The 13,957-nt window shown below is 40.0% G+C and carries 14 protein-coding genes; 4 read left to right on the top strand and 10 right to left on the bottom strand.

Going from position 1 to position 13,957, the window contains the following annotated elements; all coding sequences use genetic code 11:
* Positions 1-82 precede the first annotated feature (82 nt).
* From fusA to rpsL, 3 genes are all read right to left on the bottom strand, one after another.
* Entirely contained in the window at positions 83-2,164 is a 2,082-nt protein-coding gene (gene fusA / locus HMPREF2810_RS00560; protein WP_002356192.1) for an elongation factor G, read from the bottom strand.
* An 83-nt stretch (positions 2,165-2,247) separates the two neighbouring features.
* Entirely contained in the window at positions 2,248-2,718 is a 471-nt protein-coding gene (gene rpsG, locus HMPREF2810_RS00555; RefSeq protein ID WP_002356191.1) for a 30S ribosomal protein S7, read from the bottom strand.
* Positions 2,719-2,773: 55 nt separating this feature from the next.
* A complete protein-coding gene (gene rpsL, locus HMPREF2810_RS00550) occupies positions 2,774-3,187 on the bottom strand; it encodes a 30S ribosomal protein S12 (protein WP_002356190.1) in 414 nt (137 codons plus the stop codon).
* 344 nt (positions 3,188-3,531) lie between these two features.
* Here rpsL and rpiA point away from each other — a divergent pair, with 344 nt between their 5' ends.
* The 3 genes from rpiA (at position 3,532) to gpmA (ending at position 5,690) form a co-directional block, all read left to right on the top strand.
* Positions 3,532-4,212, top strand: coding sequence for a ribose-5-phosphate isomerase RpiA (rpiA, locus tag HMPREF2810_RS00545; RefSeq protein WP_002383851.1), 681 nt, complete (start codon positions 3,532-3,534; stop codon positions 4,210-4,212).
* Positions 4,213-4,253: 41 nt separating this feature from the next.
* Complete coding sequence (locus HMPREF2810_RS00540; RefSeq protein WP_002356188.1) at positions 4,254-4,829, top strand: recombinase family protein; 576 nt, start codon at positions 4,254-4,256, stop codon at positions 4,827-4,829.
* Between the two features lie 174 nt (positions 4,830-5,003).
* A complete protein-coding gene (gene gpmA / locus HMPREF2810_RS00535) occupies positions 5,004-5,690 on the top strand; it encodes a 2,3-diphosphoglycerate-dependent phosphoglycerate mutase (RefSeq protein WP_002359343.1) in 687 nt (228 codons plus the stop codon).
* A 56-nt stretch (positions 5,691-5,746) separates the two neighbouring features.
* On the opposite strand, the gene HMPREF2810_RS00530 is transcribed toward gpmA, so the two are convergent.
* The 4 genes from HMPREF2810_RS00530 to HMPREF2810_RS00515 form a co-directional block, all read right to left on the bottom strand.
* Positions 5,747-6,949, bottom strand: coding sequence for an iron-containing alcohol dehydrogenase (locus tag HMPREF2810_RS00530; RefSeq protein WP_002383849.1), 1,203 nt, complete (start codon positions 6,947-6,949; stop codon positions 5,747-5,749).
* A gap of 113 nt (positions 6,950-7,062) precedes the next feature.
* A complete protein-coding gene (locus HMPREF2810_RS00525) occupies positions 7,063-8,067 on the bottom strand; it encodes a FecCD family ABC transporter permease (protein WP_002383848.1) in 1,005 nt (334 codons plus the stop codon).
* Positions 8,064-9,074, bottom strand: coding sequence for a FecCD family ABC transporter permease (locus HMPREF2810_RS00520; protein ID WP_002367634.1), 1,011 nt, complete (start codon positions 9,072-9,074; stop codon positions 8,064-8,066). Before HMPREF2810_RS00520 ends, HMPREF2810_RS00525 begins: the two co-directional genes overlap by 4 nt.
* On the bottom strand, positions 9,071-9,877 hold the full coding sequence (locus HMPREF2810_RS00515; protein WP_002383847.1) for an ABC transporter ATP-binding protein: 807 nt from the start codon (positions 9,875-9,877) through the stop codon (positions 9,071-9,073). Before HMPREF2810_RS00515 ends, HMPREF2810_RS00520 begins: the two co-directional genes overlap by 4 nt.
* Before the next feature lie 229 nt (positions 9,878-10,106).
* Here HMPREF2810_RS00515 and HMPREF2810_RS00510 point away from each other — a divergent pair, with 229 nt between their 5' ends.
* A complete protein-coding gene (locus HMPREF2810_RS00510; RefSeq protein ID WP_002361532.1) occupies positions 10,107-11,045 on the top strand; it encodes an iron-hydroxamate ABC transporter substrate-binding protein in 939 nt (312 codons plus the stop codon).
* A gap of 38 nt (positions 11,046-11,083) precedes the next feature.
* Here the strand turns inward: HMPREF2810_RS00510 and deoD are convergent, their stop codons facing one another.
* Genes deoD through deoB form a run of 3 tightly spaced genes read right to left on the bottom strand, consistent with a single transcriptional unit; the run spans position 11,084 to position 13,811 of the window.
* Positions 11,084-11,791, bottom strand: a complete 708-nt coding sequence (deoD, locus tag HMPREF2810_RS00505) for a purine-nucleoside phosphorylase (RefSeq protein WP_002359338.1) — start codon at positions 11,789-11,791, stop codon at positions 11,084-11,086.
* A gap of 18 nt (positions 11,792-11,809) precedes the next feature.
* Positions 11,810-12,628 (bottom strand): purine-nucleoside phosphorylase, encoded by an 819-nt coding sequence (locus HMPREF2810_RS00500; protein WP_002356180.1) that lies wholly within the window; start codon positions 12,626-12,628, stop codon positions 11,810-11,812.
* Positions 12,629-12,644: 16 nt separating this feature from the next.
* Entirely contained in the window at positions 12,645-13,811 is a 1,167-nt protein-coding gene (deoB, locus tag HMPREF2810_RS00495) for a phosphopentomutase (RefSeq protein WP_002356179.1), read from the bottom strand.
* Positions 13,812-13,957 lie beyond the last annotated feature (146 nt).

The raw sequence follows: 13,957 nt of genomic DNA, 5'->3' as shown, positions 1-13,957 counted from the left end.
CGTCTGATCATCATAAGCTATTTTACACGAAATCTTGAAAAAAGGATAGTTCTAAAAACAAACCTTTTATTCTCAAGGAAAATTATGCGTTGCCGCCGTTTTTCTTGATGATTTCTTCTTGAACAGACTTAGGTACGTCTTCATAGTGGTCAAATACCATCATAAATGTACCGCGTCCTTGTGTTGCTGAACGTAATGTTGTAGCATAACCAAACATTTCAGCTAAAGGTACCATCGCATTAACGATTTGAGAGTTACCGTGTGCTTCCATACCTTCAACACGTCCACGACGACTTGTTACGTGTCCCATGATATCACCTAAGTAATCTTCAGGAACAGTAATTGTAACTTTCATCATTGGTTCTAAAATAACTGGGTTTGCATTTTTAGCCGCAGCTTTCAATGCCATAGAAGCAGCTACACGGAAGGCCGTTTCATTTGAATCGACATCGTGGTATGAACCATCGTAAAGTTTTGCTTTGATATCAACTAATGGATAACCAGCAAGAACACCGTTGTTCATAGAGTCTTCTAACCCTTTTTCAACTGCTGGGATGTATTCACGAGGAACCACACCACCGACAATTGCGTTTTCAAACTCGAAGCCTTTACCTTCTTCATTTGGTGTAAATTCAACCCATACGTGACCGTATTGTCCTTTACCACCAGACTGACGAACGAATTTACCTTCTGCTTTAGTCGCAGCACGGAATGTTTCGCGGTAAGATACTTGAGGAGCACCTACGTTAGCTTCAACTTTGAATTCACGTTTCATACGGTCTACTAAAACGTCTAAGTGCAATTCACCCATACCAGAGATAACTGTTTCACCAGTTTCAACGTTTGTTTCAACGCGGAATGATGGATCTTCTTCAGCAAGTTTTTGTAGAGCCACGCCCATTTTATCTTGGTCAGCTTTTGATTTAGGTTCAACAGCGACTTGGATAACTGGATCAGGGAATTCAATAGATTCAAGAATAACTGGTGCATCTAATGCACATAATGTATCACCAGTTGTTGTGTCTTTCAGACCAACAGCAGCAGCGATATCACCAGAGTACACTTTGTCAATTTCTTGACGAGTGTTGGCGTGCATTTGTAGGATACGACCGATACGTTCTTTTTTGCCTTTTGAAGCGTTCAATACGTATGAACCACTTTCAAGGACACCAGAATAAACACGGAAGAAAGTTAAACGACCTACGAATGGGTCAGTCATAACTTTAAATGCTAATGAAGCGAAAGGTGCTTCGTCATCAGCTGGACGAGTTGTTTCTTCGTCTGTTTTAGTATCGATCCCTTTGATAGCATCGATATCTAATGGAGATGGTAAGTAATCAAGAACAGCGTCCAACATTAATTGAACCCCTTTATTCTTGAATGCTGAACCAGCTAATACAGGGAAGAACTCAACGTTGATTGTTGCTTGACGGATACCAGCGACTAATTCTTCTTCAGTGATTTCTTCACCTTCAAGATATTTCATCATTAAGTCTTCGTCAGTTTCAGCAACAGCTTCAACTAATTTTTCGCGCCATTCTTGCGCTTTTTCTAAATAATCTTCAGGAATATCAGTTTCTTGAATATCTGTTCCCAAATCATTTGTGTAGATTTCAGCTTTCATTTTAATCAAGTCAATGATTCCAGTGAAGTCTTCTTCAGCTCCGATTGGAATTTGAATTGGATGAGCGTTTGCTTGTAAACGATCATGTAATGATTCTACTGAATAGAAGAAGTCCGCACCGATTTTATCCATTTTGTTACAGAATACAATACGAGGAACTTTATATTCAGTCGCTTGACGCCAAACAGTTTCTGTTTGAGGTTCTACACCTGATTGAGAGTCAAGAACTGTTACCGCACCATCTAATACGCGTAGAGAACGTTGTACTTCAATTGTGAAGTCCACGTGTCCTGGAGTATCGATGATATTTACACGGTAGCCTTTCCACTGTGCAGTTGTCGCAGCGGATGTAATCGTGATACCACGTTCTTGTTCTTGTTCCATCCAGTCCATTTGTGAAGCACCTTCATGGGTTTCACCGATTTTATGGATTTTACCAGTGTAGTACAAGATACGCTCAGTTGTTGTTGTTTTACCAGCATCAACGTGGGCCATGATACCAATGTTACGAGTTTTTTCAAGTGAAAATTCTCTTGCCATTTTGTATGTTTACTCCTCTCTTTATTTAAATCGATTGTAAATTGACTTTCTGCTGCCACTTTACGCGACAGACAGAGAGGATCTTACCAACGATAATGAGCAAATGCGCGGTTTGCGTCTGCCATTTTGTGTGTGTCTTCGCGTTTTTTAACAGAAGCGCCAGTGTTGTTAGCAGCATCCATGATTTCTTTCGCTAGACGTTCTTCCATTGTGTGTTCACCACGTAGACGTGCGTAGTTAACTACCCAACGTAAACCTAAAGTTGTACGACGTTCTGGACGAACTTCAACTGGTACTTGGTAGTTAGAACCCCCAACACGACGTGCTTTAACTTCAAGAACAGGCATAACGTTTTTCATTGCTTGTTCAAAAACTTCCAATGGATCGTTACCTGTAGATTCTTTGATGATATCAAATGAATTATAGATAATGTTAGCAGCAATCCCGCGTTTACCGTCAACCATTACACGGTTGATTAAGCGAGTTACTAATTTTGAGTTATAAATTGGATCTGGTAAAACATCACGTTTTGCAACAGGACCTTTACGAGGCATCCGTAACTCCTCCTTCCGAAATATGATTTTTCAAGTTGTTATTGTCTTATTATAATTAAGCTTTAGGACGTTTTGTACCGTATTTAGAGCGGCTTTGTTTACGGTCGTTAACACCGGCAGTATCAAGCGCACCACGAACGATATGGTAACGTACCCCTGGTAAGTCTTTTACACGTCCACCACGTAATAATACCACGCTGTGTTCTTGTAAGTTGTGACCGATACCTGGGATATAAGCTGTAACTTCGATTAAGTTTGACAAACGAACACGGGCATATTTACGTAAAGCTGAGTTCGGTTTTTTAGGTGTCATCGTACCCACACGTGTACAAACTCCACGTTTTTGCGGAGAGTTAACGTTTGTTTGAGTTTTCTTAAAACTGTTATATCCTTTGTTTAAGGCTGGTGAATCAGATTTTTCTACTTTAGATTTACGAGGTTTACGTACTAATTGGTTAATTGTAGGCATTCCTTGTTCTCCTCCTTCCTTACTTCGCTTCTAGTTCCACACATCCAGGTGGTTCTTTTTTCGCGATAAAAAATAATGCAATCTCTGCACTCTTTATCAAATATGCTTTGATAGACAGTCAGCACGTCCCTATAAGGAACCTGTAGATAAAGCACCTTTGTTAGGATACCACGATAAGTATCAGCTGTCAACCCTCTTCTTTCGCCTTTCGTAAAAAAGCTTTTCCTTCTATTTAAATGCACTTTTTCTTTAAAAATTTTTATGACTTTTTCAAAAACTTTCTATCTTTTTTAGTTAAATAACGGTACAATATCTTTGACTATTGAAGGGGGCGGAAAACAGCGATGAATCTGAAACAAATGGTAGGAATCGAAGCTGCAAAATATGTAGAAGACGGCATGATTGTCGGTTTGGGTACTGGCTCAACAGCAAAATTTATGGTAGACGAAATTGGTCGTCGCGTAAAAGAAGAAGGATTGTCAATCGTGGGGGTTACTACTTCAAAAGAAACAGAGAAACAAGCCTTAGCCTTGGGCATTCCTTTAAAGGGTATTGATGAGGTTCCGTATGTGGATCTTACGATTGATGGCGCCGATGAAATCAGCGCTGATTTTCAAGGAATCAAAGGCGGTGGCGCTGCCTTACTTTTTGAAAAAATTGTGGCCACTTATTCAAAGAAATGTATTTGGATTGTGGATAAATCAAAAATGGTGGACGATTTAGGGGCTTTCCCACTTCCTGTTGAGGTTGTCCCTTATGGCAGCTGCCAACTAGTGCATTTATTTGAAGAAAAAGGCTATCACCCAGCACTTCGTCTAAACGCTGCTGGCGAAACATTAATAACAGATGGAGGCCACCATATCATCGATTTGCATTTAGAAAAAATTACAGATCCAGAAGCTTTAGGTTCTTATTTAGACAACTTGGTTGGCGTCGTCGAACACGGCTTATTTTTAAATATGGTTTCTATGGTAATCGTCGGTTATGAAGATGGACCGAAAACCTTACATGTTCCCGCACGTTAAGAATGTGTGAAAAAAGATTATTTATATAGGAAGGATAATATATGAAACGAATTGGTTATGCACGCACAACTATTATTGAAGACGATTTAAAAAATCAACTAACCACTCTCCAATCGTTTGGTTGTGATGATATTTTCCAAGAGACATTTGATCCTCAAGCGGAGATCAGTGTCTTAGACGAAGTCGAAAAACTTCTTTCTGCTGGGGATACACTTATTGTTTGTAAATTGCACCATTTAGGTAAAACAACCCGCCAATTAACAGACTTTATGAAAATGTTAAAGGAAAAACAAGTTGATTTTGTCAGCATTTCAGAAGGAATTGATACTCACCTTCCAACAGGTGAAGCCTATTTCCAATTAATGGAGAGCTTATCTGCGATGGAATGTGCACTAATTAAAGAACGAACACTCGTCGGGCTCCACAAAGCTCGTGAAAACGGAAAAGTAGGTGGACGTCCAAAAATCGATGGACGCACCGTCCGCAAAATCCGTGCATTATATTACGAAAACAAAGAAACCATCCAATTTATTTCTAATAAATGCGGCGTTTCGGTGGGCACTTGTTATAAGTACATCAATTTACCTGAGACAGATGTCGAACGGCTGTATTCCTAAGAATAAAAAAGAAGTCCTTCAGATGGGGCTTCTTTTTTGATTCGATTTCACTCTAATTTTTCAGCAACTTTCACGTTTTTTTACTATTTTCCATTGGAAATCTTGCGCAAAACGGTGTACAATAAACGTGGAAATCTTATTTTCAGAAAACTAAACTCAAAGGAGAGCTTATACATGCCAAAATTAGTTTTTTCTCGTCATGGACTTAGCGAATGGAATGCCTTAAACCAATTTACTGGATGGGCTGACGTAGATTTAGCACCTGAAGGTGTTGAAGAAGCAAAAGAAGGCGGCCGTAAAATTAAAGAAGCAGGCATCGAATTCGACGTTGCTTATACTTCTGTTTTAACTCGTGCCATCAAAACTTGTAACTATTTACTAGAATACTCAGATCAATTATGGGTACCTCAAATCAAATCTTGGCGCTTAAACGAACGTCACTATGGTAAATTACAAGGACTAAACAAAAAAGAAACTGCTGAAAAATACGGAGACGAACAAGTCCACATCTGGCGTCGTTCTTACGATACTCTTCCTCCATTAATGGAAGCAACAGATGAAGGTTCTGCAGCAAACGACCGTCGTTATGCAATGTTAGACCAACGCGATATTCCTGGTGGCGAAAACTTGAAAGTTACTTTGGAACGTGCATTACCATTCTGGCAAGATGAAATTGCGCCAGCTTTAAAAGACAACAAAACTGTCTTAGTAGCGGCTCATGGTAATTCATTACGTGCTTTAGCTAAACACATCGAAGGCATTTCTGATGAAGATATTATGGATCTTGAAATCCCAACAGGTAAACCATTAGTTTATGAATTAAACGATGATTTAACTGTGAAAGAAAAATACTACTTATAAGAACTTGTTTCTTATTAACAAAAGCGGTTTGCCAAGGCAAACCGCTTTTTTATGGATTAAATAAATTGACTTTCGGTTAAACAATCTTTATAAATCGCTACTATATCCGCTGCATACAATGGTACATAAGCCTTTTCGGCAATTGCACTATGGGCCACAGCTTGTTGTGCCATTTCTTCAAATTTATCTGCTTCGATGCCAACTTCTGGTAATGTCATTGGAATGCCACAAGCCACAAAGTAATCATACAATGCTTGAATACCTTTTTTCGCTGCTACTTCCTCCTCTTGTTCGACTATTCCCCAAACATTTCGAGCAAACTGTGCAAATTTGCCTACGGTTTGTTCAGACAAAACGTAATTCATCCAACGAGGCGTTAAAATTGCTAAGCCAATCCCATGCGTAATGTCATAAAACGCACTTAATTCATGTTCCATTGGGTGACAAGACCAAACACCTTGTTTGCCGCGCCCTGTTAAACCATTTAAGGCTAAACTACTTGCCCACATTAAATTAGCACGTGCATCATAATCTTCTGGATTTTCTAAAGCAATAGGACAATTTTTGATAACCGTTCGCATTAAGCCTTCTGACACAAAATCTTGGACATCCGTGCCTGTCGAAATACTAAAATAGTTTTCAATCAAATGACTGAAAATATCCGCTGAGCCAGCTGCTGTTTGATTTTGAGGAACCGTAAAAGTATTCGTTGGATCCAAGAACGAAACTTTTGGAATCATATTCGGACCACCAAAGCCTAATTTTTGATTGGTTTCTAAGTTAGAAATGACAGCACCTGCGTTCATTTCACTACCTGTCGCTGCTAAAGTCAAGATGGTCACGATTGGTAAAGCAGGACCTGTATACCCTTTTCTGGCTGCAATAACTGTCCAGATATCTTCTTCCGAATAAAAGCCCGCAGCTATTGCTTTGGAACAGTCAATGGTTGAACCACCGCCAACTGCTAAAATAACATCGACTTGGTTTTCTTTACACAACTCAATTCCTTTTCTAACGGTTTCAATGCGCGGGTTTGGTTCGACACCGCTCAACTCAATCAGTGTATGCCCGTTTTTTTGGGCCAAATCAGTAATTTGTTGGTACAAGCCATTACGTTTGATACTACCACCACCATAAACAAGTAAGACATTTTTGCCAAATTGATCTAACACAGCAGGTAATTCGTCTAAACGATCTTTCCCAAAACGGATGTCTGTTGGTACATAAAAATTAAAGTTTTCCATTCTTTCATCCTCCATTCAATGCTCTTACGCATTTATCATACTATTTTTTCAAAAATCCGCCAATAAAAAAGCCGAGCAAATGACAGTTGCTTTCACAACGATCGCTTGACCCAGCTTTCGATTCTTTTTTATAACGAATCGCTTGTTTTGATTAACAAATAAAGAAAATAAGGCGCACCGATGATCGCAACAATAATCCCTGCAGGCATTTCTCCATTGCCAGGCAATAGCCGACCAATCGTATCACTAACCAATAAAAGTAAACTCCCAAACAACGCCGCCAATGGCAATACCTGTTTTTGTTGCGTAAAACCACATTTGCGAGCAATATGTGGCGCAAGTAAACCTAAAAAATTAATTCCCCCTGTAACGGAAATCGCTGAAGCCGCCAACATCACCGCTAACAGCAGCGAAACGATTCGTTCTTTTTTCACAGCAATACCTACAGAAATAGCTGTTTCGTCCCCCAATTGTAAAATATCCAACAGACGATGACGCTTCATCGCAAAAAAGAACCCGATGACTAGCCAAGGCAACAAAGCGCCCACAAAGAACCAATTACTGCCCCAAATACTGCCTGCTTGCCACATTGTAACAAAACGGTACTTTTCAGTGTCAATTTTTGATGTAATTAATAAGGTGAGTGCTGAAATACCCGTACTCAAAATGACACCCGCTAAGACCATTCGAACTGGCGTTAATCCTAAACGATGATGATACGCGATTACCAAAATCCCAACAGCCGCTAGCAAGCCGCCAACTAAGGCCACAAGCGGAAGTGCAAACGTCGTGATACTTGTCGTCTCAACAAAACTAATAAACAAAATCACTGCCAACCCCGCACCGGCATTAATGCCTAAAATCCCAGTATCTGCCAACGGATTCCGAGTAATTCCTTGAAGAATAGCGCCGCTTAAGCCTAAAGCTGCGCCCGAAAGGACCGCTAGCACAATCCGTGGTAACCGAAAATCCCAAACTAACAGTTGTTTGGCCTGACTTCCCTGTCCCAAAAGAAGGGCTTTTAAATCCATGACGGAAACAGATAATTCCCCTTGCGTTAAACTGATACAAGCAGTTAGGATAATCCCAACTATTAAGACAGCCACCCAACGGGACACTTTTTTCTGTGTCATCCTAGTTGCCCTCCTTTACGAAATAAATAAAGAAAGAATGGGATGCCAATTAAGGCCGTGATAATCCCAAATGGTGTTTCAAAAGGCGGATTCACCATTCGAGCGATTAAATCTGCCACCAAAACGAGGAGCGCACCGCCTAACGCCGAGAACGGAATCAAGCGACGGTAATTTTCTCCAGAAACTGTTCGCATCACATGAGGCACCACCAAACCAACAAAACTGACCGAGCCAACCAGCGCCACAGACAATCCTGATAAAAGCAAAATCGTTATACTGGCAAACAACCGAATACGCTGCGGATTTCGCCCTAAACCAATTGTTGCATCATCGCCAAAACGTAAAATAGTCACCGACGGACTAATCAGAATTGCTAATGCAAATGCGCCCAGAAAGATCGGGACGACTATTTTTAATTGTGCCCAAGAAATAACGCTGACACCGCCAAGAAACCAAAACGTTAACTCTTGACTCAAATTGAACTGAATGGCTAAGAATTGACTAAATGATAAAAAAAGGGCACTAATACCAGCTCCCACCAAGGTCAGACGCATGGGGCTTGCTCCTCGAATTGAATGATTAGAAAGATAATAAATCAGTGCCACACTCACGCCGGCACCAAGAAAAGAAACAACTAAAAGCCACCAATAACTTGCCTGAGGGAGGAAAGCAAAAACAAGCGCTAAGCCCAAGCCAGCCCCAGCATTGATACCCAGCAAGCCAGAATCTGCCAATGGGTTTTGCGTAATCCCTTGCGCTAACGCCCCACTCACCGCTAAACTTGCTCCCACAAAAGCGGCCCCTAAAATCCGCGGCAACCGAACCGTTTGGATGACTTGATGCGCTTGATTGGTCGCATCGAAGTGCGTAAATGATTCAATAATCGTTTGAATCGAAACCGACGTCGCACCAAACATCAGCGACAGAAGCATTGTCCCCAGTAGCAAAAAAAGACAGACAAGTAACACTTGCCATTGGTGTCTATAAAATCCGCTTATGCCTTTCATCCATCCAGCTCCATTTCCATCAACTCATAAGAAAGCACTAGTGGCCGCTGTGTCTGACTATGATAACTAATTTCTGCTTGAATAGCGAAAACATCTGCTAAGCCAGTAACAGTAATCACTTCTTGCGGTGTTCCCTCATTGATAATCTTTCCCTCTTTCATCGCAATCACGCGATCAGAAAAACGAGAAGCTAAATTAATATCATGAATCGTCATCACGATAGTTTTCTGATGTTCTTGATTAATTCGTTTTAACACATTTAAAATTTCTAGCTGATGCGCTGGATCCAAATAGGTGGTCGGTTCATCTAAAATTAAAATATCCGTATCCTGTACTAGCGCCATAGCAATCCAAACCCGTTGGCGTTGTCCACCTGATAAAATCGCCACAGACTCTCTAGCTAATTCAGTTAAGCCTGTTAATTCTAATGCCCATTGTATGTACTCTTGATCTTCTGTGGTGACACTTTTCCAGCCCGATTGATATGGATACCGCCCAAAAGAGACGAGGTCAAAAACAGATAAATCGATTGTATTTTCTGGCGTTTGTGATAAAATCGCTAGTTCTTGCGCCACTTCTTTTGAAGAAAAATGTTGAAGTTCTTGGTTCTTAATGAACACCTTGCCTTTCTCGGCTGGCAAAATACGCGCAAGTGTTTTTAACAAGGTCGATTTGCCACAACCATTTGGTCCAATAATACTTGTAATAGTTCCCGATTCAAATGAACAGTTCAGCGCTTCACTAATCACTTGACGACCATATCCTGTAGTTAAGTCCTCTGCCTCTAAATAATTCATAACCATTCCTCTTTAATTTTTCTGTCGTTATTTTACATTTATTGAGAATCGTTCTCACTCATTGTTCCTTGATTATAAAAGACCCTTCCTTAAAAAGCAATGTTTCTTCCAATCAAAAAACGAATTATCTAAAAAATGCAACTTATTTGCTCAAAAAAGCAAGCGATGATTGACAAACGGTCGTTTTTAACTGATAATGAGAATCGTTATCAACTAAAAATAAAGGAGTTACACAATGAAACTTTTAAAAAAGACGGTCCTAATTGGTACCACCCTTCTTCTTGGTTCATTCTTACTCGCAGCTTGTGGTAATACGAATAAAGAAGCCAACAACGCTGACAAAACACATGAAGTAACAGATACCTTAGGCAATAAAGTAACCGTCCCCGCGAAACCCAAACGGATTATTGCGAGCTATTTAGAAGATTATCTAGTTGCATTAGGAGAAAAACCAGTGGCACAATGGACAGTTGGACAAGGCAGCATTCAAGATTATTTAGCGAAAGAATTGAAAGATGTCCCCACTATTTCCTATGACTTGCCATATGAAGCGGTTCTAAAATTTGAACCTGACTTATTATTAATCAGTTCATCTGCTCTAGTTGAAGGCGGTAAATACAAAGAATACAGTAAAATAGCGCCAACTTATGTAGTCAAAAACGGCGAAAATGTCACCTGGCGTGATCAATTGGAAGATATTGCCACTGTTTTAGATAAAAAAGAACAAGCGAAAAAAGTGTTAGAAGATTATGATACCTTAACCAAAGGCGTCCAAGAAGACCTTGGCAAAAAAGATGCTGGCAAATCTGCGGCAGTCTTATGGGTAACCAACAACCAAGTCTTTATGGTTAGCGATAATCGCTCAAGCGGAACCGTGCTCTATCAAGACTTAGGCCTCCAAGTTCCAAAATTAGTGGAAGAAATTTCTAAAAATGCTACTGCGGATTGGAATCAAGTTTCTTTAGAAAAATTAGCTGAGCTTGACGCAGACCATATTTTCCTTGTAAACAGTGATGAATCAGCACCTCTTTTCCAAGAAGCAATTTGGAAGAACTTACCTGCTGTGAAAAATAACCAAGTTCATACCTATGATAAAAAAAGTAGTTGGTTATACAACGGACCTATTGCGAATACCCAAATTGTTGAAGATGTAAAAAAAGCGCTCTTAAATTAAAAAAATGCTTGGATGATTGTTTTCATCCAAGCATTTTTTTAATTAGCAATTGCCGTTTCTAAGCCAACTTCAATCATTTCATTAAACGTCGTTTGGCGTTCTTCTGCCGTTGTTTCTTCGCCTGTCACCAAGCTATCACTCACCGTCATAATCGCCAATGCTTCTACATCAAATTTTGCTGCTAAATAATATAACATTGCCGCTTCCATTTCAATCGCTAATACCCCGTATCGACCTAAACGAAAGACATCATCTAAGCTATCTTTGTAAAAAACATCATCTGACAATACGTTACCAACATGGGTAGTAAAGCCTTTTGCTTTGGCAATTTCGTAAGATTTGAGTAAAAGATCAAAGCTCGCAATTTGTGGAAAATCATATTTAGGAAAATCATTGCGAATCGCGGAAGAAGGCGTCGCTGCTGCTTGTGCGATAACTAATTCACGAACGTTGACTTTTTCTGAAATAGAACCACACGTACCAACACGAATTAACTTCTTCACATCGTAAGAGTTAATTAACTCATGGGCATAAATACCTGCTGAAGGCATCCCCATCCCTGTCCCTTGGACCGAAACACGCTGTCCCTTATACGTTCCTGTGTAACCTAACATCCCACGAACTTGATTATAGCAGACAGGATTCTCTAAAAAAGTTTCCGCAATATATTTTGCTCGGAGGGGATCCCCTGGTAGTAAAATTTTATCGGCAATTTCACCTGGTTTTGCTTCGATATGCACACTCATTCTGGTTTACTCCTTTTTTTATAAAGCTGCTAGTGTTGCTTTCACTAACTCTTTGAATTGTCCTTTAACGCGTTCAGTTGTTTCAACTACTTCTGCATGATTTAAGCTACTTTGCATACCAGCTGCTAAATTCGTAATACAAGAGATGCCTAGTACTTTCATGCCACTATGCACAGCTACAATGACCTCCGAAACAGTTGACATGCCAACTGCATCCGCACCCATCGTCCGTGACATCCGAATTTCTGCAGGCGTTTCATATGTCGGGCCAGAAAAGCCCATATACACGCCTTCTTTTAAATCAATATTTTGTTCCGCAGCCACTTTTTTTGCCACTTCCCGATATTCTTGCGTGTAAGCATGACTCATATCTGGAAAACGCGGCCCGATTTCTTCATCATTTTCACCAATTAACGGATTATCGCCTGTAAAATTAATGTGGTCATTGATTAACATCAAATTCCCCGGTGTATATGTTTCATTTACGCCACCAGCTGCGTTGGTTACAATCATTGAATGAATGCCTAAAGCAGCCATCACACGAACGGGATAAGTGACCGTTTGCATCGAATGTCCTTCATAATAATGAAAACGTCCTTGCATCGCCAAAACTTTTTTTCCAGAAAGCGTTCCGTAAACTAATTGTCCAGCATGTCCAACGACTGTTGAAACAGAAAAATGGGGAATTTCAGAGAAAGGAATAGCAATCGCATCGGTTATTTCATTAGCTAATTCACCTAACCCTGAACCTAAGATTAGACCGAAGTCTGCTTGTTGCACCCCTTTTTCTTTCAAAAACTCAGTTGTTTCGTTTAAATGATTCGTTAACGTTGTCATGTGTTGCCTCCTCGAATTATTGTAATTGATTTAAAAAGCTTTGACCGTTTTCCGTTGCAGGAACTTCAAAGTTTTCAGCAATCGTTGCTGAAATATCTGAATAAAATCCTTGTGGCAAGCTGCCTTGTTTTGTCATTTTTTTACTATAAGCCAATAAAGGCACATATTCACGTGTGTGGTCTGTTCCTGGGAAAGTTGGATCATTCCCGTGATCTGCTGTAATTAAAAGCAAATCATCTTCGGCCATAGCTGCCATAATCTCTGGCAAACGACCATCAAAATCTTCGATGGCTTTTGCATAGCCCTTCACATCACGACGGTGGCCATACAGCGCATCGAAATCCACTAAGTTAGTAAAACTTAAACCTGTGAAATCTTTGTTCATGACCGTTAATAATTGATCCACCCCATCCATATTGCTCTTCGTGCGGATAGCTTCAGTAATTCCTTGTCCATTAAAGATGTCGTTAATTTTCCCAACAGCGATCACATCATTGCCGTTTTCTTTCAACGAATCTAAAACAGTATGGCCAAAAGGATCTAAAGCATAGTCATGACGGTTACTGGTTCGAGTGAAATTACCTGGTTCACCAACATACGGGCGGGCGATAATCCGACCAATCATATAAGGTTCGTCTTTCGTAATGTCACGAACATATTGACAAATTTTATACAATTCTTCTAATGGAATAATGTCTTCATGCGCCGCAATTTGTAAAACAGGGTCTGCTGAAGTATAAACAATTAAATCCCCAGTTTTCATTTGATGTTCGCCATAATCATCAATGACTGCTGTCCCGCTATATGGTTTGTTACAAACAACTTTTCGCCCAGAAAAATCTTCAATTTGTTTCAGCAATTCTTCAGGAAAGCCATTTGGGAATACCCGAAAAGGTTTTTTGATGTTCAAGCCCATAATTTCCCAGTGACCGGTCATAGTATCTTTTCCAACAGAAATTTCTTCTAATTTGGTGGCATAGCCATCGTGGTCTGCCACTGCTTTGACACCTGTTAAAGGAGCAATAGTTCCCAATCCAAGTTTTTCTAAATGAGGAATGGTTAGTCCCGCTTCTTTGGCAATATGACCCAGTGTATCACTGCCGACATCTCCAAATTTTTCAGCATCTGGTGCTTCACCAATACCGACTGAATCTAGTACGATTAAATGAACACGTTTAAACACACTTGCTTCCTCCTCTAAGGTCGTAAATACGTCAAGAATGACAATTATTTTACGCTAGCCTTTTAAATAGTCTCGAGAATCAAACAGAACAATCTATTTATTCTCAGCTCTTCAATTATACCATGAATCCGCTATTATTGCCTGAA

Origin of the sequence: Enterococcus sp. HMSC078F03, from assembly GCF_001811595.1 — a bacterium.
Taxonomy (GTDB): domain Bacteria; phylum Bacillota; class Bacilli; order Lactobacillales; family Enterococcaceae; genus Enterococcus; species Enterococcus faecalis.
This window is presented reverse-complemented; position numbering and strand designations above follow the sequence as displayed.